A 24,256-nucleotide genomic window follows, 5' to 3' on the forward strand; every position below is an offset into this window, starting at 1 on the left:
GCGATCACCGGAAGTTGTGGGAGATCGAGAGCGTGAACGACCGCGGGCCGTAGCCCTTGAGGTTGGTCGCGTAGTAGTACGGCGTCGTGCCGTTGCCGGCATAGCCTATGCCTTCATACCCCAGGTCGAAGAACTGTGAGTCGACGTTGGAGATGTTGTGCACCGACCACTGCAGGTAGGTGTCGTTCGTCCCGTCCGGATGCGAGGCGTCGCGGATGATCGGCACGCGGATCGTCGAGCTGAACACGGTGAACGCCGGCTCGTTGTACGAGTTGTTGGACCCGATGTACATGGCCCCGAAGCTCGCGAAGAAGCCGTGGTTGCGGTAGTTCAGCTCGCCGTAGCCTTGCGCGTACGGCATGCGCGTGTTCGACGCCAGCGTGTCGGGACCGAAGTTCTGACCCTGGACGAGGAACGGGTTCTGCGACGCTTCGTACGCCGACACCGCTATCGGCGCGTCGTGGATCAGTGAGCCCTGCGCGACGTAGCCGAAGCCTTGCAGCGGCGTGTTGGTGACGCCGAGCTCGATGCCCTCGTAGCGCGAGATCCCCAAGTTCGAATACGCCTGCGTGTACAGCGGCAACGGTCCGGCGGGACCATCGAAGATGCCGTTGGTGTAGTACGCCTTGAGGAACTGGTTGAAGAGGTTGGTCATGTAGATGTCGCCGGTGAGGACCGTCGTCGCGCCGATGCGGTGATCGGCGCCGAAGTCGTATCCGAACGACGTCTCCGGATGGATGTTGAGGCCGCCGCCTTGCGTGTTGTAGTAGCCGGTGCCCTCGCCGTTGGGGCACTGCTTGGCGGGTACCTGCGCGGCGGGCGGTGGCGGGATCGACGCGACACCGCAGGCCGTCGCGCTTCCGCCGGCCGAACCGTTGAGGATTCCCAGGTAGGCGGGAACGATTCCCGAGCCGGCGGCGAGCCGCAGGCTGGTGTCCGGGTCGAGGCGATAGGCGAACGCGGCGCGTTCGTCGCTGTGCCAATTGATCTGATCGTTGAAGTCGATCGTGTAGGGTGCGGACGATCCGTGCCAGGTCGCGAAGTTCGACGAGAGCCGGGTCAGGTAGTAGCCCGCCACCAAGCTCAGCTTGGGCGTGAGCTGGAAGTTCCCGCGCAACAGCAGGGTGCCGGTGTTCTGCGCCGATCCCGAAGGGATGTCGCCCGACCCGTAGTCGATGTCCGGTGTTCCCGGCTCGTAGACGTGGGTCTGCGAGTAGTTCTCGTCGAGCGAGAGCGTCAGCACGTTGCCCGACGTGCCGAGCAAGTGGTCGTACTCGAACGAGTAGCCCGTCAGATTGTCGAACTCATTGCTCTGGTACGTCGGATCGCTGATCGTCGCGATGTACGGGTTACCGTATGGATCGCGCCCGTCGAGGACCTGACCGTTGGTCGTCTGACCGTAGAGATACATCGGCATCGTGATCGCGGTGCCCGACGGATCGCCGTTAGTCTGGATACGGTTGATGACGGCGTTGTAGGCGCGGAACAACACGTTGTCCTGGCCGACCGTCGTGCGCAGCTCGCCCTCGAACATCGGCTCGCTATTGATCTCGTAGTCGCCGCCGAAGAGGTCGTTGTACGGGTTGAACGCCTGCCGCGTACCGGCCGGAATAATCCCCGGCAGCGTCGGGGTGAAGTCGTAGTCGAGCATGTCGTTCGTGTTGCCGTTCTGCGAGCTCGTCGTCTGCGTCGAGATGCTGGTCAGCGTCAGCGACGTCGCGTTCGAGAAGCTGTAGCGCATCTTGCCGAGGAACGCGCGGTTCTCGAACCAGGTCGGTACGTCGACGCAGCACCCGAGCACGTTCCCGGTGTAGCCGACGGTCGTATTGTAGGCGCCGACGGTCGAGCCTTTGATCGTGCCGGGCGTGGTGAGCGCGATCGGATTGCCGTGCGAGTCCGTGACGGTCAGAACGCCGTCATCGAGCAAGTTGTACGGCGCGAACGACTGCGGGTCGTCGTTGCCGCCGGGTCCCGGCGTGCCGTAGCTGGCGTAGTCGAACACGAAGCCGAGCTTCCCGTTCGCGACCGTGTCGGCGATGCGGATATTTCCATATTTCCCGCCGTAGGAGTCGACGCCGAACTCAGCATTTCCGGTCAGCGTGGGCGTCGGGTCCCAGGTGCGGAAGTTGACCGTTCCGTTGATGGCTCGGCTGAGAATCGGCGTGACCGAGCCCGGGCCCTTCTCGAGCTCGATCGTCGAGAAGAGGAAGCGGCTGATGAAGGTTGTGACGTAGTCGCCGTATTCACCGACCGAGAGCGGGTGGCCGTCGATCAGCGTCGCGGTCTCGTACGAGAGCCCGCCGCGAATCTGTGGGAAGGTGATCGAGCCGGGAACGCCGCCGTTCGCGCTGCCGTTCGAGATCGAGGAGACGATGCCGGGCGTCTGGTCGAGGATGTCGCGGACCTGCAACGATCCTTGGTTCTCGAAGGTCTGCTGGCCGACGATCGACTGCGAGGCCGGCGTGGTATTGAAGACGGGGCCGCCGCCCCCGCCGCCGCTCACGCGCGTCGAGCCGATCGTGCGTAGCGAGGTGAAGGTCGGCCGCGTCAGTCCGATGCTGACGTTCACACCGCCGGGGACCAGTGCGACGTCCTCGTCGACCGCCTGCAAGAAGCCGGTAGCAGTGACGGTGATCTCGTATAGGCCCGGAGCCACGCTGAACGAGAAGTGTCCCGTCGCGTCGGTCGTCGTCGTCCCCGTCGCCGGCCCGCGCAGGGCGACGTGCGCCCCCGCGACGGGCGCGCCGCCCGGATCGCTGACCTTACCGCTGATCGTGGCGGTTGCCGGAGCAACGGCTGGCGCCTGCGCGTACGCAGGTAGCGCGCCGAGCGGACCTGCGAGCAGCGCGATCAGCGTCGCGACGCTCGCCGTGCGAGAGAGGCTGAGCAACGGGGTCTCCTTTTGCTGCGATGTGGTGGCGCGTCGAGGCTGGCGGCTCATTGCGGCACCCCCATCAGCTGCGCGTCGTCGATGAAGAAGTATCCGCTATATTTCGTCGACCCGCTGCCGCTGCCGGCTTTGGTCCACATGCCGATGAACAGCTCGACCTTCTGGCCCACGTACGGCGCAAATGCGGTCGCCGGGATCTGCTGCGTCTTGTAGGCGTTATCGCCCGGACTGCTGCTGGTGATGTCGGTGGTGTCGAGCAGCGTCGCGAGATAGTTGCCGCTCGTATCCAGCAGCAGGACGTCGAAGTCGAGATAGGTTGCGCCTTCGTTCCCGTTGGCGAAGTAGTCCATCGTCATGGTGGCGCCGACCGGGACCGTCACCGTCTGACACAGCCCGTTGTAGCCGTAATTTCCGGCGTTGTAGTTCGAGAACAGCGCGCCGAAGACGGCGGCGTAGGTGCCGCTCGCGACCGGCACCGTTGTCTGCGTCGGAACCGGCGAGCTCGAGCCCTGTGGAACCGACGAGCCGTTCGCCATGATGACCGCGGCCGGGGTCGTCCCCGGGTTCGGCGTGTAGCTGGAGATCGGATGGATCGGCGTCACGCCGGATTCGGCCGCGAACACGGAGCACTGCGTCCAGCCGGTTGCGTTCGGTGAAGGCGTCGCGTTGGGCCACGTGTACGCGACCTGCGTGCCACTTTCGAAGCTCGGGTCGGCCAAGACGTTGGTCGGCGTCGCCTGCGGCGTCGGCGTGGGCGTCGGCGTCGGCTCCGGATACGTGCCTTCATAGATCGCCAAATAGATGCTGCCGTTCGCAGCCAGTGTGATCGGCGTCTTTCCGGTGGTGAACGAGACGGCGTCGCCGCCGGTCTCGGGCGCGCTCTCGACGTTGGTCCAGGTCCCGTTGGCGTACTCGGCTTCTTGATAGGTGCCGGTAATCGCCGACGGATACGTCAGCCCGATCCCCGGCAGGCCCTCGAGCGTGGCGGCCGTCTGAGCGGTAATCGTCACGTAGACGACGCTCGGGTTGGTGGCGGCGGCCTTCGCTCGCCGTAACGCCGCCGGGTTCACCGGGATCGTCCCCGTCGGGTTCGTCGTCGACGTGCTGGCGTCGACCACCCCGCTCCCGCCCGTCCAGCTGATGACGCCGGTGACTCCGGCCACCGCTGGCAGCTGCTGCTGTGAGCCGCTCGAGGAGAGCGAGAACGTGCCTGGGCCGGCCGCCGGCGGCGGCGTCGCCAGATATGACGGGGCGGTGCTGCCGCCTCCGCCGCACGCGGTGAGGGCGACGGCCGCAACGGCCGTGGCGCCGAACGCCAACATCAAGAGACGCATGAGGATCCCTTCGGGGAGCGGTGGGGTCGAGAAGCGATACGAGCGCGGCCGGCCCAACGGGGAAAAGCCGCAAGCCCGCCAGGATCCATTAGGACCCGGCTCAGCTGAACGGCCTGAGCGCCGAGGAACGTACCAGCCTAGCTTTATGGATACTTTATCAAAGCTTGGCCGCCCTGGCGCCCTTGTCCACTGATTGTGCGATTGATTGCCGGTTCGGCTGGGCCAATTGGCGAACCGGCCCGGCGTGCCGCGACACTGGCTCTTCAAGACCGAACCCGACACCTTCTCGATCGCCGACCTCGAGCGCGACGGGCGCACGGAGTGGTCCGGGGTGCGCAACTTTCAAGCCCGCAACCTGATGCGCGAGATGGCCGTCGGCGAGCGGGGTTTCTTCTATCACTCGAGCGTCAAGCCGCCGGGGATCGTGGGCATCTGCGAGGTCATCAGCCCCGCGCACCCGGACACGACCCAGTTCGAACGCAACGGGCCGTACTGGGACCCCTCCTCGAAGCGGACCGACCCCAAGTGGTGGTGCGTCGACGTCGGATTCGTGCGCGCGTTCCCGCGCATGATCCCGATCGACGAGCTGCGCGCGCTCCCCGATCTCGCCTACCTGCCGCTGCTGCGCCGCGGCCAACGGCTCTCGGTCCAGCCGGTCGGGGAGCGCGAGTGGGACATCATCCTGAACCTGGTTTCTTGATCGCGCGCTGACACAGACTTTACCGCCGCAGCACACGAGCGCGCGGTCGCAGCCGCCGTTTCGCCGAAGAACCAAGCAGCGGGCGGCTTTCTGACGCGCTCGCGCATTTGCGTAACCGGATGGCGGGCTGGTCCGGTGGTTTCTCGGGGAGGCCACTTCGACCGTGTCGTCACGTGCTTCACAATTTACCGCCCTTTTCGCAATCCTGCTGAGCAGCGGCGCGAGCACGGCGTTCGCGGCCGATCACACGACGCTCAACGTGCTGGTCGCCTCGAACATGAAGCCGGCGTTCCTGCAGATCGCCGCCGCGTACGAGAAGACGCACCCCGACGTCAGCGTGCAGGGGACGTTCGTCAGCAGCACCGTCATCGACACGGAAGTCGAGCAGGGTGCCGCCGCGGACGCGATCGTCATCAGCCGGCTCGTCATCGAGCCGAAGATCACCGCGGCGGTCGACGGCTTCACGCCCGTCTATCAGACCCACTCGGTGCTCGCGATCGCCAAGGGCGCCGCGAGCAAGATCGCCTCCGTCAAAGATCTGGCCAAGCCCGGCGTGCGTATCGCGATGGGCATCCCCGGCTCGGCGGTATCGGCGTGGCAGATTCCGCTCCAGGCCAAGCTCGCCGCCGCCTACGGCAAGGACTGGGGCGACCACTTCCAGGCCAACATCCAGCTCCGCAAGACCGACATCTTGCACCTGCTCGAAGCGGTCGACAGCGGCGCGGCCGATGCGGTCTTCGTCTTCTCCTCGGACGTCGACCCGGCCAAGATGGTGCGCGTCGACCTGCCGCCCGCGATGCAGGCCACCGTCCCGTTCGTGATGGCGACGGTCAAAGCGTCCCCGCACGCCGCCGCCACCCACGACTTCGTCGAATACTGCACCACCGCTCCCGCGAAGGCGATTCTCCAAGCTCATGGTTTCGATGCGCGCTGAACGACGTTTCCCACTCGCCGTCAAGCTGTTCGCCGGCTTCGCCGTCTGCGTGCTGCTGGTCGGCGTCGAGTCGACGCTGGCGGTCCTCTCGACCAACTACTCGCAAGCGAAGACGCACGCCATCGTCAACGCGATCCCGAGCACCCGCGAGACGCGCGACGCGGTGCTGCAGATCGTCAACCTGGAGTCCTCGCTGCGCGGCTACGCGATCGGCTACGACAAGACGTACCTGGCCGGCAGCGACGACGCCAAGACCCGGCTCGACGAAGATACGACCGCGTTGAACATCTTCGCCGCGAACCATCCGCTCTTCAAGCGGTGGCTCGACGAGGCGACGCCGCAGATCAGCGCCATCACCGACCTGGCCGACCGCATCCAGAACGAGCTGACGCTGCACAAGCAGGCCGACGCGGCGCGCGATCTGCTCGCGCTCAAGACGAAGGTCGACACGTTCCGCAACGTCGGCGGCTACATCGACGACGGCTCGATCAAGACGCCGGCGATCTTCACCTCGCTCTTCTCCGAGCTGGTCTCGGCCCAGGACGCCGCCCGCATCGAGTTCGTCGTCGTCGGCGCCTTCTCGGTCCTGGCCTCGATCGTCATCGCCACGCTGCTCAGCCTCTCGCTCTCGCGCCGGCTGCAGCGCGTCTCGAGCGCGATCGCGACCATCGTCTCGCGGGACCTGCCGGTCCTCTCCACGGCCTTCACCGACCTGGCCGCCGGCGATCTGCGCTCCGAGGTCCACATCGAAGCCGAGCCGATCGCGGTCGGCGGCAGCGACGAGATCGGCGACCTCGCGCGCGCCTACGACGCGCTGGCCGAGGGCCTGAGCGGGATCGCCCGTGAGTTCGGCGGCGCGACCGCGCGCCTGAGCGATGCGATCTCGTCGGTCGCGCTGGCCTCCGAGATCGTCGGCCGGGTCAGCACCGAGATGTCGCTCGCGACCGGTCAATCGACGGTTGCCATCGACGGCATCTCGCGCTCGATGCACGGCCTGGCCGACGTGGCCAAGAGCCAAGCCAACCACGGCCGCGAGGGCAGCGCGTCGGCCGACGCGCTCAACCGCATCGCCGCGCAGATCGCCAGCGGCGCCGTCGAGCAAGCCTCGTCGGTCGCCGAGTCGGCCAACGCCGTGCGCGACCTCGACGCCGACCTGCGCTCGCTGGCGACGCTGGCCGAAGGGCTCTCCGAAGCGGCGCGCAGTGCCGATCAGGAAGCCGACGCCGGTTCGACCGCGGTCAGCAGCACCGAGGCCGCGATGGAGCGCCTGCAGGGGCAATCGCACCAGGTCATGGAGGCGATGTCCTCGCTCGAGAACCGCTCGGTCGAGGTCGAGGGGATCCTCGAAGCGATCGACGCGATCGCGGAGCAGACGAACCTGCTGGCGCTCAACGCCGCGATCGAAGCGGCGCGCGCCGGCGACCAAGGCCGCGGCTTCGCGGTCGTCGCCGACGAGATCCGCAAGCTGGCCGAACGGTCCGCCGTCTCGACCAAGGAGATCGCCGGCATCGTCGGCGCGATCCGTCGCGAGACGGTCGCCGTCGCCGCCGGCCTGAGCGAAGCCGACAAGGCGATGGGCGAGACGCGCACGCTGGCCGAGCGCGCCTCGGCCTCGTTCTCCGGCGTCGCCGCCGCGATCGACCGCACCCGCGCGGTCGCGGACGAAGTCGCCGAGCGCACCGAACGGATGCGCTCGACCTCGAACGGTCTGACCCGCAACGTCGAGAGCGTCTCGGCCGTCGTCGAAGAGAACGCGGCCGCGGCCGGTGAGATGCGCGAGTCGGCCGGCGCCGTCGCGGACAGCCTGCGGCCGGTCGCGCAGAGCGCCGAAGAGCAGTCGGCCAGCGTCGACAGCGTCTCCTCGGCGACGCTCGAGCTCTCGGCGCAGATGCGGCAGATCGAAGTCAGCGCCACCAAGCTGCGCCAGCACGCCGATCAGCTGGGCGCGCTGGTCCGTACCTTCCGCGTCCGCGGCGAAGCCGCCGACGCGTCAAACGGCCTGATAGCGCTTGAGGAAGATCTGCTGGGTGTCGACGCGCGTCTCCCCGGGCATGACACGCCGGCGCTCGTAGCTGCCATCTGAGCTCAGGATCCGCGCCTTGACGTTGTCGTGCAGATATACGTCGAGGATGTCATCGCAGATCATGTCGCACAGCACCGGGTCGAAGACGGGTAGCACCGTCTCGACCCGGCGATCGAGGTTGCGTCCCATCCAATCGGCGCTGCCCATGTAGACCTCGCGCTCGCCACCGTTGGTGAACACGAAGATGCGCGAGTGCTCCAGGAAGCGGCCGACGATGCTGCGCACGCGGATCGTCTCGCTAATGCCCGGCAGACCCGGCCGCAGCACGCACATCCCGCGCACGACCAAGTCGATCGGCACGCCGGCGGCCGAGGCGCGGTAGAGCGCCTGCACGATGCCGGCGTCGCTGATCGCGTTGAGCTTGGCGACGATGCCGCTGGGCCGGCCTTCGCGCGCGTGCGCGGTCTCACGGTCGATCAGCTCCTCGAAACCGACCCGCAGCCCGGTCGGCGCGACCATCAGCTGCTCGTAGCTGTCGGCCTTCGAGAAGCCGGTCAGCGCGTTGAACAATTGCGTCGCGTCGGCGCCCAAGTCGGCGCGGCACGTGAACAGGCTCAAGTCGGTGTAGATGCGGGCCGTCTTGTCGTTGTAGTTGCCGGTGCCGAAGTGCATGTAGCGGCGGATGCCGTCCGGCTCCTCGCGCACGATCAGCGTGACCTTGGCATGGGTCTTCAGTCCGGCCACGCCGTACACGACGTGCGCGCCGACGCGCTCCAGGGTGCGCGCCCAGTGGATGTTGTTCTCTTCGTCGAAGCGCGCTTTGAGCTCGATCAGCGCCGCGACTTGCTTACCCTCTTCCGCCGCGCCCAAGAGCGCGCCGACCACCGGCGAGTTGCCGGAGGTGCGATAGAGGGTCTGTTTGATCGCCAGCACGCTGGGATCGTGCGCCGCCTGCTTGACGAACTGCACGACCGGGTCGAACGACTCGTAGGGATGGTGCAGCAGCAGATCGCCTTCGCGGATCACCGCGAACATGTCGGTCTGCCCGATCAAACGCTTGGGGATCGCCGGCGTGAACGGCGGATCGTGCAGCGCGGGCTCGTCGATGTTGACCAGCGCCCACAGGTCGCTGGTCCCCATCAGCCCCTCGACCTCGTAGCAGTCGCTGCGGTCGAGCTCGAGCGCTTCCAGCACCATGTCGCGCAGCGCGTCGGGCATGCCGGCCTGCACCTCGAGCCGCACCGGCTCGCCGAAGCGGCGCTTGCGCAGCTCCGACTCGATCGCTCGCAGCAAGTCGTCGGCCTCGTCCTCCTGCAGGTCGAGGTCCGCGTCGCGCGTGACCCGGAACAGGTACGAGTCGATGACGCGCAGTCCCGGGAAAAGCGCTTCCAAGTTCTGCGCGATGATGTGCTCGAGCAGCACGAACCAGCGCTGTCCCGTCGGCGCCGACTCGACCGGCACGAAGCGCGGCAGCGAACCCGGCACCTTGACCCGCGCGACCAAATGCTGGACGCCCTCGGGCGTCGTCTCCTCCAGCTCGACGGCCAGCGAGATCGACAGGTTCGAGATGTACGGGAAGGGATGGCCCTTGTCGATCGCCAGCGGCGTAAGCACCGGGAAGACGCGCTCGTCGAAGTAGCGGCGCATGGCCCGCTTCGTCGTCGAGTCGAGCTGCTCGTAGTTGAGGATGCGAATGCCGTGGCGTTCGAGCGCCGGCAGCAGCTGGTTGCGCAGACAGTCGTCCTTCTGCGCGAGCGAGCGCCGCAGGCGCGTGCTGACCAGGTCGAGCTGTTCCTCGGGCAACCGGCCGTCATCGGAGCGCCGATGCACCTCCGCCGCGAGCTGCTGCATCAGACCCGCGATGCGGATCATGAAGAACTCGTCCAGGTTGGTGCTGTAGATCGCGATGAACTTGAGCCGCTCGAGCAGCGGGTTGCGTTCGTCGAGCGCCTCCTCGAGGACGCGGTCGTTGAACTCCAGCCAAGAGGTCTCGCGATTGAAGTACAGCGCCGGGTCGTCCAGCTTCAGGACGGGCGCCGGGCGGAGCTCGGGATCGACCTGCGAACCGGTGACCATGGCCTCCGGTCGATTCGGCACGTGAGCGGGGACTTCATCGCGCACGTCGGGCAACACGTCGTGCTGGCCGGATCGGCACTTCTGCTCGCGGTGCTGATCGCGCTACCCACCGCGGGACTCTGCGCGGACCGCGGCTTGCCGCGCGCGCTCATTCTGGGCCTGGCCGGCGGCTTGCGGGTCGTCCCCTCACTGGCCGTGCTCATCCTGGCGCTGCCGCTGCTCGGCCTGGGCTTCCGGCCGGCGCTGCTGGCACTGGTCGTCCTGGCCGTGCCGCCGATCCTCATCAACGCGGACCTGGGTTTGCGCGGCGTCCCGGCGGCGACCCTCGAGGCCGCGCGCGGGACCGGGATGACGCCGCGCCAGATCGGCCTGCGCGTTCGCTGGCCGCTGGCGCTTCCGGTCGTCGCGGTCGGCGTGCGGACGGCGGCGGTCGAGGTCGTCGCGTCGGCGACGCTGGCCGCGTTCATCGGCGGCGGCGGCCTGGGCGACGAGATCGTCGCCGGCTTCGCGGGCGGCGACTTCGGCGAGCTGCTGCTGGGCGCCGCCACGGTCGCGCTGCTGGCCCTCGCCGTCGATTCGGTGCTGGGCGCGCTGCAGCGCCGGCTGACGGTGTGACCGCGTGACGACGCGCCGCGCGGCGCTCGCGCTGCTCGCCGCCGCACCGCTGACCGGGTGCGGCGCGCTGGGCGGCAGCGTGCGCGTGGGCTCGAAGAACTTCACCGAGGAGTTGCTGCTCGGCGAGCTCTACGCGCAGACGCTCGAGCGTCACGGCGTGCGGGTCGCGCGGCGGCTCGACCTGGGCGCGACCGCCATCGCGATGCTGGCGCTGCAGCGCGGCGACATCGACCTCTATCCGGAGTACACCGGCACCGCGCTGCTCGACGTGTTGCACCAAGCTCCGATCGCCGATCCGCGCCGCGCCTACGCGACCGTGGCCCGCGCCTATCGCGAGCGCTTCGGCCTGACCTGGCTCGCGCCGGCGCCGTTCGACGACTCGCAAGCGCTGGCCGCGACCGCGGCGACCGCGACCCGCTTGCACTTGCGTACGCTCAGCGACGTCGCGCGCGCCGCACCGCAGCTTGTGCTCGGCACGGTGCCGGAGTTCTTGCATCGCGCCGACGGCCTGCCCGGCCTGCAGCGCGTCTACGGCGGCTTTCGCTTCCGGCGCGTCGTGCAGCTCGACAACGGCGTCAAGTACGACGCGCTGATGCGCGGCGCGGTCGACGTCGTGGTCGCCTTCACGACCGACGGCGAGATCGACGCCGATCACCTGGTGGTGTTCGTCGACGACAAGCGGCTCTTTCCGGCCTATCAGGCGGCGCCGGTCGTGCGGCCCGCGGCGCTGGCGGCCCACCCGCCGATCGCACCCGCCCTCGACGCGCTGGCGCCGCGCCTGACGACCGCGGTGATGCGGCGCTTGAACCGGGCAGTGGACGGTCCCGCCCAGCGCGAACCGGCCGACGTGGCGCGCGAGTTCCTCGATCATGGCTGACGGGCGCGCGGGCGGCGCGCTGGTCGAGCTCGATGGCGTCGGCGTGACCTATCCCGGCGGAACGCGCGCCGTCCACGACGTCACGCTGACCATCGCCGCCGGCACCTTCGCGGTGCTGCTGGGGCCGTCGGGCTGCGGCAAGAGCACGCTGGTGCGCACGATCAACCGCATGATCGAGCCGACCGCGGGGACGGTGCGCATCGACGGCGCGAACGTGCGGGCGCGCGACCCCGTGCAGCTGCGGCGCGAGATCGGCTACGTCATCCAAGCCGTCGGGCTGTTCCCGCACTACACCGTCGCCGAGAACGTCGCGATCGTGCCGACGCTGCTGGGGTGGGACCGCGCGCGCATCGAACGGCGCGTCGACGAGCTGCTCGCGCTGGTCTCGCTCGATCCGGCGCGCTATCGCGAGCGCAAGCCGCGCGAGCTCTCCGGCGGCGAAGCCCAGCGGGTCGGCGTGGCGCGCGCGCTGGCCGCGCAGCCGCGCGTGCTGCTGATGGACGAGCCGTTCGCGGCCGTCGATGCGATCGTGCGCCGCGCGCTGCAAGACGAGATCGCGCGCGTCCACCGTGAGATCGGCACCACCGTCGTGTTCGTCACCCACGACGTCGACGAAGCGCTGCGGCTGGCCAGCGAGGTGGTGGTCATGAACGCCGGCACGGTCGTGCAGTCGGCGAGCCCCCAAGGCCTGCTCGAGCGTCCGGCGGACGACTTCGTGCGCTCGCTGGTGGGCGTCGACGCCGAGACGCGCCGGCTGGTCGCCGAACGGCCGCTCCTGCCGTGAGCTACCTGTTCGCGCACGGACCGCTGATCGCGCAGCTGTTCGGCCAGCACGTCGCGCTGGTGCTCGTCGCGCTGCTCATCGCGTGCGCGATCGCGCTGCCGCTGGGCGTCATCGCCGCGCGGCGGCCGCGCCTGGGCGCGGCGATCGTGGCCGGTACCGGCGTCATCTACACGATCCCCAGCCTGGCGCTGCTGGCGGTCCTGGTCGTCGTGCTCGGGATCGGACCGCTCAGCGCGATCGTCGCGCTGGTGCTCTACGCGCAGCTGGCGCTGGTGCGCGGCATCGTCGCGGGCTTACGCGGCGTCGACCCGGCGCTGGTCGAGGCCGCCCGCGGGCTGGGCCTCTCGGCGCGTCAGACGCTGGTGCGGGTCGAGTTCCCGGTCGCGCTGCCGGTCGTGCTCGGCGGCGTGCGGCTGGCGACGATCACGCTGGTCGCGCTGGCGACGGTCGCCGCCTGGATCGACGCCGGCGGCCTGGGCACGCTGATCTTCGACGGACTGGCCGAGCACCATACGCCACCGATCGTCGTCGGCGCGCTGGCCTCGGCGGTCTTGGCGATCGGCGCCGACGCCGCGTTGCGCGGCGCCGAACGGCTGGCGCGGCGCTAGCTGCTCAGACCGCGCCGATGACGCGGCCCAGACCGTAGAGCGTGCGGCCCTCGCGCAGGTCGGCCTGCGCGGCCTCACGCGTCGCGGGCGTCGGCGCGGGGAGCCGCCCGAAGTGCAGCAAGCCCTCGTAGAAATACGGATATTTGGCCACGTCCTGCAGCGTGCGCGCGACCGTCAGCCGGACGTTGGCGGGGAGGCCGAAGCGGCCCATCGCGGCCCGCACGGCGTCGAGCAAGGCTTCCGGACTCTCGAAGATGCCGCCCCAGGTGAGAAACGCCATGGGTCCGTGCTCTTCGTCGTGCGCGATGATCCCGACGACGTCTTCCATCGGGGTGCCATCTTCCGGCCCCAAGCGGGAAATCTCCCGTTCGGCCGTGTTAGGCAACGATCAATAGGGACAGCGCGTAGCGGCCGCCGGCGTCGGTGTACGTCGTGCGCTCCAGATAACCGCAGCGAGCGGCCAGCGCGACGACGTCCTCGCGGCTGAACTTGTAGGAAGACTCGGTGTGGATCGCCTCGCCGCGCGCGAAATCCACCGTCACCTGGGCCAGCGGAACCGTGACGCGCTGGGCGCGCTCGGCGACCAGATACGAGCGCACCGCGCCCGCGGCGTCGTCCCAGCGAGCGCGGAAGCGGAACGCGGCGAGGTCGAAGTCGGCGCCGAGCTCACGGTTCATGCGCGCCAACAGGTTCTTGTTGAACGCTGCGGTGACGCCGGTCGGATCGTCGTAGGCCAGCTCGAGGATCGAGCGATCCTTCTTGAGATCGTAGCCGATCAGCAGGCCGTCACCGGGGCGCAGCGTCGAGGCCAACAGCGAGAGCAGCTCGCGGGCGTCGGCGGGCTCGAAGTTGCCGACGTTCGAGCCGAGGAACAGCGCCAGCTGCCGATCGCCGCTCGCCAACCGCCGCTCGCGCAGGAGCGGGAAATAATCGCCGGCGTACGCTTCGACGCGCAGCGCCGGATACGCCGAGGTCAGCGCCAGCGACGACTCGACCAGCGCGTCGGCCGAGATGTCGATCGGGCGAAACGTCAGCGTGCGCTGGCGTTCGAGCGCGGCGTCGAGGATCAAACGCGTCTTGGCGGCGCTGCCGCTGCCCAGCTCGACGATGGCGACCGGCTCGCCGAACGCGCCGACGATCTCGCGCCCGTAGGTCGCGAGCAAGTCGCGCTCGACGCGCGTGAGGTAATACTCCGGAAGCCGCGTGATCGCTTCGAACAGCGCCGAGCCGAGATCGTCGTAGAAGTACTTCGGTGAGAGCGCGAACGGGCGCGCTCCCAACCCGGCGCGAACGTCGTCCGCGAACGTCGCGACACGCATCGGATGCGGGTCCCGGTGGAGGACAAAACGTTCTGTGAGCGCACCCGCCGTCGTCCTGCTCATAGCCGGCCTTACCCTCGCTGATGAAGTGTGGTTGCAGCAGGCCTGCCTATACCCAGGCGAGGGCCTCCTTCACAGGAGCCAACGCGCGATTCGGGTGAGAGGATTGCCATGATTGCCGAGCACGTGACCATCTCCGGGCCGGCCGGTCCGATGGACGCCTATCTGGCGCGCCTGGACGCGAAACCCCGTCCGGCGGTCATCGTCCTCGAGGGCGTCTACGGCTTCGACGCCGAGATCCGGCGCATCACCGCACAGGTCGCCGCGGCCGGCTACGTCGGCCTTGCGATCGACTACCTGCGCGGCCGGCCCGTCGAAGAGGTCTTCGACGACGCCGCGGTCGGCGCTGACGTCGGCGCCGCGCGCGATTGGCTCGACGAGCAGTCCTTCGTGCGCCGCGGCCACATCGGGGCGTGGGGCTTCGGCTGGGGCGGCACCGCCGCGTTCGTGGCCTCGAGCCAGCCCGGCATCGGCGCCGCCATCGCGTTCTACGGCCAAAGCATCGCGCGGCCGCTGGGCAAGATGACCCGCGCGCCGCTGGACGCGGTCGAGCACGTGCGCGCGCCGCTGCTGCTGATCTTCGGCGGCCACGACGAGCTGATCCCCGAGACGGAGATCGCGCTGATTCGCGAACGGTTGACGGCGCAGCACAAGACGTTCGAGCTCGAGACCTATCCCGACGTCGGCCACTCGTTCTTCCGCGAAGACCTGGGCACGCTGGCGACGCGCCAGATCTCGGACGCCTGGGACCGCGTGCAGTCGTTTCTGCGCCGTCACCTCACGTAGAGGTTGCTTTCGGTGAACGCCGCGCCGGCCAGGATGCGCGACCAGCGCATGCGCACCGAACCAATGTAGTCGCGTGTCTCCGCGTACGGCGGCACGCCGTGATAACGGCGCACCGCCAGCGGACCGGCGTCGTACGCGGCGAGCGCGAGCGCATACGGGTCGTCCCGCTCGCCGCGATACGTGTCGACGTACGCACCGAGCAGACGCGCGGCGCCGGGGATGGCGGAATCCGGATCCCAAGGATCGACGCCGACGATCGCCGCCGTCGAGGCGGTGAACTGCGCGATGCCGACCGCGCCCGCGACCGACATCGCGTCGCGATCGAAGCCCGACTCTTGCAGCAGCGTCGCGGCCAGGAACGTCGGCGCGATGTGCTGCGCGCGCGCGGCGTCGACGATGCGCGAGGCCCACAGCAGCGCGTCGACCGGATCCAGGCTCGGATTGGCGCGCAGCGCTTCGCGTGCGACCTTCACGCGCAGCGGCGCGCGCGGCTCCGCATCCCGCAAAAGTCGCAAGCCGCGTAAGACCGGGCCCGGTGCGGGTATACGCCATGCTAGAGCGGCCTGCTGCAGCCAGCCGAGTTGCACCCCGACACGGATGGCGAGCACCGCCACGATTGCGACCGCGAGAGGGTTTCCGGACCCTGGGAGCAATCCGCCGTAAGCCCTCTTCGTCCATGTAAGGATCAGCGTGAACACGATCGCGTGGGGCATCGCAGCGATGCTCGTCGTCCTGCTGGTCGGCGATTGTGCCTCAACGTTTCTCTACCACGTTCCGCAGCACGTTTGGGGCAAGCTGCACCTGCGCACGCATCACGATCGCCGGCGTTCCTATTGGGATCACGCCGTGCTCTCACGCGATCCCGCCGTCTTGCTCGACGGCGTTCTCGGCGCCGTTCCGTACATCATCGTCGCGGCGCTGTGCGCGCGGCTCTCGCTGGGCGGCGCGCTGCTCGGGCTGGTGCTCGGGCAGCTGCACGTCTGGTGGCGCCACACGACCGACCTCGGCTGGCGTTCGCCCGCTTGGGTCGTCCGGCTGGCTCGCCTGACGCAAATCGTTCTCCCCGAGGATCATGACGGCCATCACCGGAACCCCGAGATCGAGTTCGGCGACATCTTTCGCTTCTACGACGCCCCGGCACGCGCCACGATAGCGATCCTGCGTGCCTGGACGCCGCGGCGCAAGCGTGTGTCGCCGATGGTCCGGAGCTTCGCCATCAGGCGGCGCCCGGCGCCCAAACCGACGAGCTGAGGCGGCATTGACCAAACGTGTCCTCTTTTTGATCTCCGATACCGGTGGCGGCCATCGCGCCGGGGCGCAAGCCATCGGCGCCGCGCTGGACGAGATCGACGGATCGACCCGTTTCGAGTGGCGGATCGACGACATCGCCACCCACTGCACGTTCCCCCTCTCGAAACTCGGGCCGGCCTACAGCGCCGCCCTGCGGTACGCTCCCCCGATCTACGGCGCGCTCTACCACGCGACCAACGGCCGCCGCCGCTACCGCACCCTGGTCCGCTTCTGCGAGCCCCTGTACCGCGAGCGGCTGCGCGAGGTCTTCCAGCAGTACCAGCCCGACGCGATCGTCTCGGTCCACCCGCTGCTCAACCACGCGGCGCTGCGCGCCCGGGCCGACGCCGGGATGACCGACGTCCCGATCGTCACCGTCGTCACCGACCTGGGCCGCGTCCACGAAGGCTGGCTGCTGCCCGAGGCCGATCTCACCGTCGTGCCGGCACCCGAGGTCTACAACCGCGCCATCGAGCGTGGCGTCCCGCCCGAGCGGCTCAAGCTGATCGGCCACCCGATCCACCCGCGCTTCGAAGACGTCTCCGCGACCAAGGCCGAGGTCCGCAAGAAGCTCGGCCTCCCGATCGACGCGACGGTCGCGCTGCTGATGGCCGGCGGCGAGGGCGGCGGCAAGCTGCTGCCGACGACGCTGGGCTTGGCCAAAGCGGGCCTGGACTTCCACCTGGTCGTCGTGACCGGCCGCAACGCGGCCCTCAAGCAAAAGCTCGAAGAGCTGGCGCCGACGCTCCCGACGCCGATGACGGTGCTCGGCTTCCGCAACGACGTCCCCGAGCTGATGCGCGCCGCCGACCTGCTGGTCACCAAGGCCGGCCCCGGCACGATCGCCGAGGCGTCGGTGGCCGAAGTCCCGGTCGTCGTCTACGATTACGTCCCGGGCCAAGAGCGCGGCAACCTCGACTACGTGCGCACCAACGGCATCGGCGTCGTCGCGCTGACGACCTCGCAAGTCGTCTCGTCGGTCGCGCGCATCGTGCACAACCAAGAGCGCTTGGCGAAGATGCGCGCGCAGCAGACCGCCGTCGCGCCGCGCGGCAGCTCGCGCAAGATCGCCGAGCTGATCGGCCGCATCGCGATCGACGGCCGCCGCATCATCCCGGCGCCCGCACCGGCGACGACCAAGACCGCCGCCGCCGTCGTTTAGCGTGCTCGCGGTCGATCCCTCGGCCGAGCTGATGGCCGAGGTCGTCGCGACGCGACGCGACCTGCACCGGCACCCCGAGCAAGGCTTCGAGGAGATCCGCACCGCCGGCATCGTCGCCGAGCGCTTGCGCGCGCTGAGTCTCGAGGTGCACACCGGCATCGGCAAGACCGGCGTCGTCGGCGTGCTGCGCGGCAACCGACCCGGCAAGACGATCATGCTGCGCGCCGACATGGACGCGCTGCCGATCGAGGAAGAGAACGACGTCCCCTACCGCAGCGAGAACGTCGGCACGATGCACGCCTGCGGCCACGACGGGCACGTCGCGATGCTGCTGGGCGCGGCCAAAGCGGTGGTCGCGCGCCGCGACGAGGTTGCCGGCACCGTCTGCTTCTTGTTCCAGCCGGCCGAGGAAGGCAAAGGCGGCGCGCGCGCGATGGTCGAGGACGGCGTGCTCGAGCGGTTCGGCATCGAGCGCGCGTACGGATTGCACCTGGCCTCGTCGCTGGCGGTCGGGCGCGTCGGCTTCCACGAGGGTCCGTTCTACGCGTCGAGCGACTCGATCGAGATCACGATCGAAGGCAAAGGCGGTCACGGTGCGGCGCCGCACCTCTCGATCGACCCGGTCTACACCGCGGCCGAGTTCGTCGTCGCGGTGCAGCAGATCGTCTCGCGCAACGTCGACCCGGTCGAGCCCGCGGTCATCACGATCGGCGCGATCCACGGCGGCACGACGCACAACGTGATCCCCTCGCGGGTGAAGCTGCTCGGGACGGTGCGCGCATTCGATGCCGGCGTGCGCGAGGCGATGGCCGAGCGCATCGAGCGCGTGCTGCGCGGTATCTGCGAGTCGACCGGCGCGACCTACGCGTTCGAGTACGTCTGGCGCTACCCGGTGACCTCGAACGACGTCGAGCAGACGCGCTACGCGCGCGCGTTGGCGACGCAGGTCGTCGGTGAAGGACTCGTCTCCGACGTGCCGCGGCTGATGGGCGCCGAGGACTTCTCGTTCTTCGCCGAGCGCGTGCCGGCGTGTTTCTTCACCATCGGCAGCAAGGGCGGCGTGCAGAGCGGGTTCCCGCACCACCACGCGCGCTTCGACGTCGACGAGTCGGGCTTCGCCTCCGGCGTCGCGATGATGACCGCCTTAGCGCTCGACGCGCCGCTGCACTCGCCTTAGTGGCTTCGGCTGCGCCGAAGCCTTCGCGGTCCTCGCTTCGCTGCGGTCCGCCCGTTAATTCGTCGAGGGGCTCATGACGCGGCGCTCGCGGATCTCTGCCGGCGGTCGCGGGTAGCGGCTGCCCAGGATCTCGCGCAGCGTCGTCTGACAGCCGCAGACCCGTGAGGGGACGCCGCGGCCGAGCAGCAGGGCTCGGCACCCGTCGAGGTGGTGCAGGGACGCTCGGTGACCGCAGTCCTCGCAGAGGGGCGGCAACAGGGGGGGTACGTCGCGCTCGTTCACGCCCCCACGGTAAGGGACGTCGATTTCGGAGCGCTTACGTGGCGCTTACGGCCACCCGCGGTGGCGGTGCCAGTTGGGCGACCAGCCCGCCGCGCATGGCGACGGTCGCCGCCCCGACCGCCCCGGCGTCGTTGCCGAGGGTGGCCCGGACGATGCGCGTGGTCCCGCGGGGGACGGTGACCGTCTTGGCCTCGACCAGCGGGCGGATGCGCTCGAGCATGAAGTCGCCGGCGCTCGAGACGCCGCCGCCCAGCGCGATGACCTCCGGGTTCACGAACGCGATCACGTTGGCCAGCCCCAGCGCGAGGTCGTCGCAGAAAGCTGCCCAGGCGGCCGACCCGTGCGGGTCGCCGGCCTGCGCGGCCTTGCGGATCGCCTTGGAGCCGAGCTTCTCGCGCGGGACGTCGAGCAGCGTGCTGCGCGGGAACGAGGGCGCCAGCCGCATGGCGTGCCGGATCAGCCCCGTCCCCGAGGCCTGCGCTTCGAAGCACCCGACCTTGCCGCACGTGCACGTGAAGCCGCTCTCGGGCCGGATCTGATGGTGGCCGAACTCGCCGGCGCCCATCTGCGCGCCCAGCAGCAAGTTGCCGCCCGCGACGATCCCGCCGCCGATCCCCGTCCCCAGCGTGAGCATCACGAAGTTCTCGGTGCCCTGGCCGACGCCGTGCACGAACTCGCCCAGCGTCGCACAGCGCGCGTCGTTGGCGACGAAGATCGGCAGCTTGGGGAAGGCGTCGCGCACGCGCTGGCCCAGCGGGACGTTCTCCCAGCCGAAGTTGGGCGACCAGCGGATGGTCCCGCTGGCGGGATCGATGTTGCCCGGCGAGCCGATACCGATGCCGGCCACGTCGTACTTGCTGGCGTCGAGCGCGCTCTTCACCACCTCGGCCAAGGTCGCGAGGACGGCGTCGGGGGCGTGATCGGAAATGTCCTGCTCCGCTCGGTTGTGGATCCGGCCGGTTTCGTCGACGACGGCCGCCATCACGTGCGAGCCGCCCAGGTCGACGCCGATCGCGCCGCGTGCCATCAGTCCGTCCTCCGCGCAAGGTGGTGAGACACGCCGCCCATTCTCCGAACCGCCGGGTTCTCCGCCGTCGGGACCGAAAGAATCGGCACCATGCAGGAGACGATCGATCTCATAGCCCACCGCGAGCTTCGCAACTTGCGGCGCTATACCCGTGAGACGGGGCAACCGACGACGCTCGCGCAGCTGGATCTCGAGCCGATGACGTCGGTCCAGAACATCGAGATCGACGAAGAGCACATCACGATCCAGTACAACAAGAAGACGGTGCGCAACTACAACGCCAACTCCATCACGCAAAAGGAGTGGTGTTACAAGTACAACGACGATGCCGAGTTCGTCGCCGCCGTCCGCAACGTCATCGAGCTGGCGCGCAAACACCTCTACGATCTGCCCGAGAACCTGGCGTGCCCGCCGGGCTGCGCCGAGTGCTGCAGCGGCTACGAGCCGTTCGTGAGCGGCTCCGACGTGCAGCGCATCGCCGATCACCTGGGGATGAGCTACGAGGACGCGATGCGCGAATACGTCGTGCCGCGCGAGTCGGCCGACGGCTCGTACGTCGGCTGGCTGCGCAAGGTGACCGAGACCGGCGAGATGTCGGAGGACGCGGTCGACAAGTGCGTCTTCTTGATGGGCTCGCGCTCGGGCCGCTACTACTGCGGCATCTACGAAGCGCGCCCGAGCGACTGCCGCGAGTTCACCCCGGTCGGCTGTGACGACGTCGACGCGACGCTGCCGCGGCACGGTACCTATCGCACCGGCAAGCCCTTCACGCCGCGGCGCCGGCCCCGGTGAGCTACGACGTCGCGATCGTCGGCGGCGGCCACAACGGGCTGACCGCCGCCGCGTACTGCGCGCGGGCCGGGCTGCGCACGGTGGTGCTGGAACGGCGCGACGTGCTCGGCGGCGCGACGCTGACCCAAGAGGTGTGGCCCGGCTATCGCGTCTCGGTCGCCTCGTACGTATGCAGTCTGCTCGACCCGGCCGTCGTCGCCGACCTCGCGCTGGGCGAGCACGGCTACGAAGCCTACCGCAAGGACCCCGCGTCGTTCACGCCCTTGCTCGACGGCCGCTCGCTGCTGCTGGGCCGCGACGACCAGGCGAACGCGCGCGAGATCGCGCGCTTCGATCCGCGCGACGTCGCCGGCTTCGCGGCGTTCGAGGAAGAAGCGACGCGTCTGGGACGGCTGCTGTTCGAGACCTTCGACGACCCCGAGCCCTCGTTCGAGCGCTTTCCCGACGACGTGCAGGCGACGCTGCGCGGCTCGGTCGCGGCGCTGGTGGAGCGCTACGTGCGCACGCCGGCGCTGGCCGCGACGCTCAGCACCGACGGGCTGATCGGCACCGACGCCGGGCCGCGCGATCCCGGTACCGCCTATGTGATGGCACACCACTACGCCGGTCGCGCGCTGGGCGCGCAAGGCGCCTGGGGCTTCGTGCGCGGCGGGATGGGCGCGGTCGCGCAGGCGATCGCGAGCGCCGCGCGCGCCGCCGGCGCCGAGCTGCGCACGGACGCCGCGGTCGAGCGGATCGTCGTGCGCGACGGCCGCGCGACGCGGCTGGAGCTGCGCAGCGGCGAAGTCGTCGACGTGAGCGCGATCCTGGTCAACGCCGATCCCAAGACGCTGTTCCTGCGGCTGCTGGCGCCGGGCGACGTCCCCGACGCGCTGCTGACGCGCGCGCGGGCGTGGCGCAGCAACGGCGTGGCGTTCAAGTTGAACCTGGCGCTCGGCGAGCTGCCCGACTTCACGGCGCGCCCGGGCCGCACGCCGCAGCCGCACCACCGCGCGACGATCCACGTCACGCCCTCGATCGACTATCTGCAACAGGCCCACGCCGACGCGCGGCGCGCGGGGACGTCGACGGCGCCGATGCTGGAGTGCTTCATGCAGTCGCCGACCGACCCGTCGATGGTCCCGGCAGGCAAGCACGTCCTCTCGGTCTTCGCGCAGTACTTTCCGTACGAACGTCCCGATCGGCCCTGGGAGCCGGCGGATCGCGAACAGATCGCGGACCGCATCGTGTCCACGCTGGCGCAGTACGCGCCGAACCTGCCGGGGGCGATCGAGGCGCGTCAAGCACTCGGCGCGCCCGACCTCGAAGCGACGTTCGGCTTGAGCGGCGGGCAGATCTTCCACGGCGAGCTGGTGCCGGAGCAAATCTACGAACGCCGCTTCCCCGTTCGCTCGGGTATCGACGGCCTCTACGTGTGCGGATCGGGAACGCATCCCGGCGGCTGTGTGAGCGGTTTTCCGGGACGTCGCGCGGCGCAGGCGGTGCTCGCCGACGCGCGAAAGGGCGCACCGGCAATTCATTAGGAGGGTGTTCATGCAACGTACGATCGCCACCGCCGCACTCGGTGCGGCACTCGTGCTGGCGGCCAGCGCGCAAGCGCCGTCGCCGTCCGCGCCGCTGATCGTCCCGCTCCTGGAACAGAACAACTCGGGCGAGTCGGGCCAGGCCTCGCTCAGCGACACCGCCGCGGGATTGGTCGTCGTGGTCACCGTGCACGGCGGCAACGCCGCCGGCCCGCAGCCGAATCACATCCACTTCGGGACGTGCGCGAATCTCGGCAAAGTCGCGTATCCGTTCGGACCGATCGTCAACGGCACGTCGACCACCACGATCAAAGGCGTGACGATCGCCGACCTGCAGAAGGACCAGTACGCGATCAACGTCCACCTCTCGCCGACGCAAGCCAGCACCTATGTCGCCTGCGGGAACATCCCGAGCAAATAGTCATCCGGCCTTCAACGAAGGCGCCGCGCACAACGCGGCGCCTTCGCGCTTCGGCGTGCCGGAGCTGGCCGAGATGCCCGACGACATCCGCGCGATCTGCGAGGAGACGCGCGCCAAGATCGGTTTCGTTCCCAACGTCTTTCTCGCGTACGCGCGGCGTCCCGAGCACTTCCGCGCGTTCATGCACTATCACGACCTGTTGATGAAGGGCCCCGGCGGCCTCTCGCGCGCGGAGCGCGAGGCGATCGTGGTCGCGGTGTCGGCCGAGAACGACTGCCTGTACTGCGTGACCGCGCACGGCGCCGCGCTGCGCATCCTGGGCAAAGACCCGATCCTCGCCGATCAGATCGCGACCAACTGGCGCACCGCCGACTTGAGTCCGCGGCTGCGCACGATCCTGCACTTCGCCGCGCGCGTCAACGAGCCGGGCTTCGTCGCCGGCGACCGCGACCTGGCCGAGCTCAAAACGATCGGCCTGAGCGACGAGGACGCCTGGGACATCGCCGCGATCGCCGCCTTCTTCGGCTTCTCGAACCGCATGGCCGGCCTGATGGACATGCGCCCCAACCCGCAATTCTACGAGATGGGCCGCCCTACGGCGCGCTGACCGCCGTGATCGAGGCGGCGAACGTCGCGGGGTCGACGTTGCCGCCGCTGAGCACGATGCCGACGCGGGCGTCGGTGACGTCGACCTTGGCGAACAGGAGCGCGGCCATCGCGGTCGCGCCGCTGGGTTCGAGGACGAGCTTGAGCCGTTCGAACGCGTAGCGCATCGCGGCGCGGATCTCGTCGTCGGTGACGGTGACGACGCCGGCGCCCAGCTCGCGCACGATCGGCCACGTCAGCGAGCCCGGCGCTTGGGTCTGTTGGCCGTCGGCGATCGTGACCGGGACCGGGATCGAGACGATCTCACCGGCTTCCCACGAGCGCGCCCAGTCGTCGCCGGCGGCCGGCTCGACGCCGTACACGCGCACGCCGGGGCTGAGCACCGCCGAGGCGAGACAACAGCCCGAGAGCAAACCGCCGCCGCCCAGCGGGACGAGCAGCACGTCGAGCGGACCGGTCTCCTCGATCAGCTCGAGCGCGACGGTGCCTTGACCCGCGATGACGTGCGGATGGTCGTACGGCGGCACCACCGTTCCGCCGCGCTCGGCGGCGACCGAGCCGGCCACCTCGGCGCGGTTGACGCGCATGCGGTCGTAGGTGACGATCTCCGCCCCGTACCCGCGGGTCGCGGCGAGCTTCGCGGCGGGCGCGTCCTCCGGCATCACGATCGTCGCCGGCACGCCGAGCAGCTTGGCCGCCAGCGCGATCCCCTGCGCGTGGTTGCCGCTCGAGAACGCGACCACGCCGCCGGCCCGCTGCGCCTCGTCGAACTGCGCGATCGTGTTGTAGGCACCGCGGAACTTGAACGCGCCGACCCGCTGCAGCGACTCGGCCTTGAGGAAGACGCGCGCCCCGATTCGCTCGTCGAGCGAGCGCGCGGTGACGACCGGGGTGCGCAGCGCGACCCCACGCAGCCGTTGAGCCGCGCCGCGGACGTCCTCGAACGTGACCGCGAGCGCCGGCTCCACGC

Annotated in this window: 24 protein-coding genes; 15 read left to right on the forward strand and 9 right to left on the reverse strand. The window is 69.4% G+C overall.

Annotated elements, in window-relative coordinates; all coding sequences use genetic code 11:
• Nucleotides 1–4: 4 nt before the first annotated feature.
• Both VMD91_01095 and VMD91_01100 read right to left on the reverse strand, forming a co-directional pair.
• On the reverse strand, nt 5–2,890 hold the full coding sequence (locus tag VMD91_01095; GenBank protein ID HTW82643.1) for a TonB-dependent receptor: 2,886 nt from the start codon (nt 2,888–2,890) through the stop codon (nt 5–7).
• A gap of 47 nt (nt 2,891–2,937) precedes the next feature.
• Nucleotides 2,938–4,224, reverse strand: coding sequence for a hypothetical protein (locus VMD91_01100; GenBank protein ID HTW82644.1), 1,287 nt, complete (start codon nt 4,222–4,224; stop codon nt 2,938–2,940).
• Between the two features lie 244 nt (nt 4,225–4,468).
• Here VMD91_01100 and VMD91_01105 point away from each other — a divergent pair, with 244 nt between their 5' ends.
• The 3 genes from VMD91_01105 (at nt 4,469) to VMD91_01115 (ending at nt 7,941) form a co-directional block, all read left to right on the forward strand.
• The gene (locus VMD91_01105; protein ID HTW82645.1) at nt 4,469–4,924 is read left to right on the forward strand and encodes an EVE domain-containing protein; all 456 of its coding nucleotides are present in this window, start codon (nt 4,469–4,471) and stop codon (nt 4,922–4,924) included.
• Nucleotides 4,925–5,087: 163 nt separating this feature from the next.
• A complete protein-coding gene (locus VMD91_01110) occupies nt 5,088–5,858 on the forward strand; it encodes an extracellular solute-binding protein (protein HTW82646.1) in 771 nt (256 codons plus the stop codon).
• The gene (locus VMD91_01115) at nt 5,848–7,941 is read left to right on the forward strand and encodes a methyl-accepting chemotaxis protein (GenBank protein HTW82647.1); all 2,094 of its coding nucleotides are present in this window, start codon (nt 5,848–5,850) and stop codon (nt 7,939–7,941) included. Before VMD91_01110 ends, VMD91_01115 begins: the two co-directional genes overlap by 11 nt.
• On the opposite strand, the gene ppk1 is transcribed toward VMD91_01115, so the two are convergent.
• Nucleotides 7,849–9,978 (reverse strand): polyphosphate kinase 1, encoded by a 2,130-nt coding sequence (gene ppk1 / locus VMD91_01120; GenBank protein HTW82648.1) that lies wholly within the window; start codon nt 9,976–9,978, stop codon nt 7,849–7,851. The two genes, VMD91_01115 and ppk1, sit on opposite strands and share 93 nt — an antisense overlap.
• On the opposite strand from ppk1, the gene VMD91_01125 reads away from it, so the two are divergent.
• Genes VMD91_01125 through VMD91_01140 form a run of 4 tightly spaced genes read left to right on the forward strand, consistent with a single transcriptional unit; the run spans nt 9,979 to nt 12,841 of the window.
• Nucleotides 9,979–10,572, forward strand: a complete 594-nt coding sequence (locus tag VMD91_01125; GenBank protein HTW82649.1) for an ABC transporter permease subunit — start codon at nt 9,979–9,981, stop codon at nt 10,570–10,572. It abuts the gene before it with no gap.
• 4 nt (nt 10,573–10,576) lie between these two features.
• Nucleotides 10,577–11,449, forward strand: a complete 873-nt coding sequence (locus VMD91_01130; protein HTW82650.1) for a glycine betaine ABC transporter substrate-binding protein — start codon at nt 10,577–10,579, stop codon at nt 11,447–11,449.
• Nucleotides 11,442–12,233 (forward strand): ATP-binding cassette domain-containing protein, encoded by a 792-nt coding sequence (locus VMD91_01135; protein ID HTW82651.1) that lies wholly within the window; start codon nt 11,442–11,444, stop codon nt 12,231–12,233. The genes VMD91_01130 and VMD91_01135 overlap by 8 nt, the downstream gene beginning before the upstream one ends.
• On the forward strand, nt 12,230–12,841 hold the full coding sequence (locus tag VMD91_01140) for an ABC transporter permease (protein HTW82652.1): 612 nt from the start codon (nt 12,230–12,232) through the stop codon (nt 12,839–12,841). The genes VMD91_01135 and VMD91_01140 overlap by 4 nt, the downstream gene beginning before the upstream one ends.
• A gap of 4 nt (nt 12,842–12,845) precedes the next feature.
• On the opposite strand, the gene VMD91_01145 is transcribed toward VMD91_01140, so the two are convergent.
• On the reverse strand, nt 12,846–13,169 hold the full coding sequence (locus VMD91_01145; protein HTW82653.1) for a hypothetical protein: 324 nt from the start codon (nt 13,167–13,169) through the stop codon (nt 12,846–12,848).
• Nucleotides 13,170–13,218: 49 nt separating this feature from the next.
• Nucleotides 13,219–14,160 (reverse strand): L-histidine N(alpha)-methyltransferase, encoded by a 942-nt coding sequence (egtD, locus tag VMD91_01150; GenBank protein ID HTW82654.1) that lies wholly within the window; start codon nt 14,158–14,160, stop codon nt 13,219–13,221.
• 171 nt (nt 14,161–14,331) lie between these two features.
• Here egtD and VMD91_01155 point away from each other — a divergent pair, with 171 nt between their 5' ends.
• Nucleotides 14,332–15,006: a dienelactone hydrolase family protein gene (locus VMD91_01155; protein ID HTW82655.1), complete on the forward strand. Its 675-nt coding sequence runs from the start codon at nt 14,332–14,334 to the stop codon at nt 15,004–15,006.
• Here the strand turns inward: VMD91_01155 and VMD91_01160 are convergent.
• Nucleotides 14,994–15,521 carry a lytic transglycosylase domain-containing protein gene (locus tag VMD91_01160; protein ID HTW82656.1) on the reverse strand — a complete coding sequence of 176 codons (528 nt, stop codon included), beginning with the start codon at nt 15,519–15,521 and terminating at the stop codon, nt 14,994–14,996. The genes VMD91_01155 and VMD91_01160 overlap by 13 nt on opposite strands.
• A 175-nt stretch (nt 15,522–15,696) precedes the next feature.
• Between VMD91_01160 and VMD91_01165 the strand changes: the two genes are divergently transcribed.
• From VMD91_01165 to VMD91_01175, 3 genes are read left to right on the forward strand one after another with little or no spacing between them, the layout of a single operon-like run.
• Nucleotides 15,697–16,257 carry a sterol desaturase family protein gene (locus VMD91_01165; GenBank protein ID HTW82657.1) on the forward strand — a complete coding sequence of 187 codons (561 nt, stop codon included), beginning with the start codon at nt 15,697–15,699 and terminating at the stop codon, nt 16,255–16,257.
• Between the two features lie 7 nt (nt 16,258–16,264).
• Nucleotides 16,265–17,458: a glycosyltransferase gene (locus VMD91_01170; protein HTW82658.1), complete on the forward strand. Its 1,194-nt coding sequence runs from the start codon at nt 16,265–16,267 to the stop codon at nt 17,456–17,458.
• A 1-nt stretch (nt 17,459) separates the two neighbouring features.
• Nucleotides 17,460–18,635, forward strand: a complete 1,176-nt coding sequence (locus tag VMD91_01175; GenBank protein HTW82659.1) for an amidohydrolase — start codon at nt 17,460–17,462, stop codon at nt 18,633–18,635.
• 54 nt (nt 18,636–18,689) lie between these two features.
• Here the strand turns inward: VMD91_01175 and VMD91_01180 are convergent, their stop codons facing one another.
• Together VMD91_01180 and VMD91_01185 are read right to left on the reverse strand one after the other, a co-directional pair.
• Nucleotides 18,690–18,890: a hypothetical protein gene (locus tag VMD91_01180; GenBank protein HTW82660.1), complete on the reverse strand. Its 201-nt coding sequence runs from the start codon at nt 18,888–18,890 to the stop codon at nt 18,690–18,692.
• 61 nt (nt 18,891–18,951) lie between these two features.
• Entirely contained in the window at nt 18,952–19,944 is a 993-nt protein-coding gene (locus tag VMD91_01185) for an ROK family protein (protein ID HTW82661.1), read from the reverse strand.
• A gap of 90 nt (nt 19,945–20,034) precedes the next feature.
• On the opposite strand from VMD91_01185, the gene VMD91_01190 reads away from it, so the two are divergent.
• From VMD91_01190 to VMD91_01205, 4 genes are read left to right on the forward strand one after another with little or no spacing between them, the layout of a single operon-like run.
• Complete coding sequence (locus VMD91_01190) at nt 20,035–20,736, forward strand: YkgJ family cysteine cluster protein (GenBank protein ID HTW82662.1); 702 nt, start codon at nt 20,035–20,037, stop codon at nt 20,734–20,736.
• Nucleotides 20,733–22,259: an NAD(P)/FAD-dependent oxidoreductase gene (locus VMD91_01195; GenBank protein HTW82663.1), complete on the forward strand. Its 1,527-nt coding sequence runs from the start codon at nt 20,733–20,735 to the stop codon at nt 22,257–22,259. The genes VMD91_01190 and VMD91_01195 overlap by 4 nt, the downstream gene beginning before the upstream one ends.
• A gap of 10 nt (nt 22,260–22,269) precedes the next feature.
• The gene (locus VMD91_01200; protein ID HTW82664.1) at nt 22,270–22,680 is read left to right on the forward strand and encodes a hypothetical protein; all 411 of its coding nucleotides are present in this window, start codon (nt 22,270–22,272) and stop codon (nt 22,678–22,680) included.
• Nucleotides 22,649–23,287 carry a peroxidase-related enzyme gene (locus VMD91_01205; GenBank protein ID HTW82665.1) on the forward strand — a complete coding sequence of 213 codons (639 nt, stop codon included), beginning with the start codon at nt 22,649–22,651 and terminating at the stop codon, nt 23,285–23,287. Before VMD91_01200 ends, VMD91_01205 begins: the two co-directional genes overlap by 32 nt.
• Here the strand turns inward: VMD91_01205 and VMD91_01210 are convergent.
• Nucleotides 23,274–24,254, reverse strand: coding sequence for a threo-3-hydroxy-L-aspartate ammonia-lyase (locus tag VMD91_01210; GenBank protein ID HTW82666.1), 981 nt, complete (start codon nt 24,252–24,254; stop codon nt 23,274–23,276). The two genes, VMD91_01205 and VMD91_01210, sit on opposite strands and share 14 nt — an antisense overlap.
• Nucleotides 24,255–24,256: the final 2 nt, after the last annotated feature.

Source organism: Candidatus Sulfotelmatobacter sp. (assembly GCA_035504415.1).
GTDB lineage: Bacteria > Vulcanimicrobiota > Vulcanimicrobiia > Vulcanimicrobiales > Vulcanimicrobiaceae > Vulcanimicrobium.

Excerpts from the sequence above, each read along its gene's own strand:
- VMD91_01100 (HTW82644.1), bottom strand. The coding sequence starts at position 4,224 with ATGCGTCTCTTGATGTTGGCGTTCGGCGCCACGGCCGTTGCGGCCGTC.
- VMD91_01115 (HTW82647.1), top strand. The coding sequence starts at position 5,848 with ATGCGCGCTGAACGACGTTTCCCACTCGCCGTCAAGCTGTTCGCCGGC.
- VMD91_01135 (HTW82651.1), top strand. The coding sequence starts at position 11,442 with ATGGCTGACGGGCGCGCGGGCGGCGCGCTGGTCGAGCTCGATGGCGTC.
- VMD91_01145 (HTW82653.1), bottom strand. The coding sequence starts at position 13,169 with ATGGAAGACGTCGTCGGGATCATCGCGCACGACGAAGAGCACGGACCC.
- egtD (HTW82654.1), bottom strand. The coding sequence starts at position 14,160 with ATGCGTGTCGCGACGTTCGCGGACGACGTTCGCGCCGGGTTGGGAGCG.
- VMD91_01155 (HTW82655.1), top strand. The coding sequence starts at position 14,332 with ATGATTGCCGAGCACGTGACCATCTCCGGGCCGGCCGGTCCGATGGAC.
- VMD91_01185 (HTW82661.1), bottom strand. The coding sequence starts at position 19,944 with ATGGCACGCGGCGCGATCGGCGTCGACCTGGGCGGCTCGCACGTGATG.
- VMD91_01190 (HTW82662.1), top strand. The coding sequence starts at position 20,035 with ATGCAGGAGACGATCGATCTCATAGCCCACCGCGAGCTTCGCAACTTG.
- VMD91_01200 (HTW82664.1), top strand. The coding sequence starts at position 22,270 with ATGCAACGTACGATCGCCACCGCCGCACTCGGTGCGGCACTCGTGCTG.
- VMD91_01205 (HTW82665.1), top strand. The coding sequence starts at position 22,649 with ATGTCGCCTGCGGGAACATCCCGAGCAAATAGTCATCCGGCCTTCAAC.